This window comes from Psychrobacter sp. Rd 27.2 (assembly GCF_001921755.1).
In the GTDB taxonomy this organism is placed as follows: Bacteria; Pseudomonadota; Gammaproteobacteria; order Pseudomonadales; family Moraxellaceae; genus Psychrobacter; species Psychrobacter celer.
This window is the reverse complement of the sequence record NZ_MRYB01000068.1, coordinates 1-508: the sequence shown is the minus strand read 5'-3', so window position 1 is coordinate 508 and position 508 is coordinate 1. Positions and strand designations below refer to the sequence as shown.

Annotated in this window: 1 protein-coding gene; it reads right to left on the bottom strand. The window is 32.3% G+C overall.

Annotated features, from left to right (window positions below; all coding sequences use genetic code 11):
- Nucleotides 1-508 (bottom strand): hypothetical protein (locus BTV99_RS13515; protein WP_178377973.1); only part of this gene is annotated, 508 nt, incomplete at both ends.

Sequence of the window (508 nt, the reverse complement as noted above, 5' to 3'; positions counted from 1 at the left end):
AACAGCTTTTCGATAGCAGACTGAGGGTGTTTGCCATCGCGATTATACTGTCTATTTTGAATAGTACGATTTACCAATTTATCATACGTTCTTTGGATATTACCGTATATAGAATTAGATGCATGAAGCCTAGTAATATTTACCTTGTTAAAATAAGCAGAGGCGCTTTCTACAGCCCCCCAAATCATGTAGTAGGTCTCGCTAACAGAATACTTTAATAAACAAATGCTTAATAGATTTTCCATTTTCTCACCTATAGCAGGTAATAAATTATTCATTTTAGCTCGCTTATCTAAGTACTTTATACATTCCTCTATCTGTATTCGTTGACACCACTCTTTATATTCTGGATTTTCGACAAGGCTATATTTAAATGCTTCACTTTTACTATCAGCGATCAGTTGATATAGCTGCTTATTATCATAAGCAAAGTCAAAATTCATTTGAAAAAAATCAATCTCAAAATTATCTTTACTAACCATTTCAACGCAATGATATGAGTTTTTAG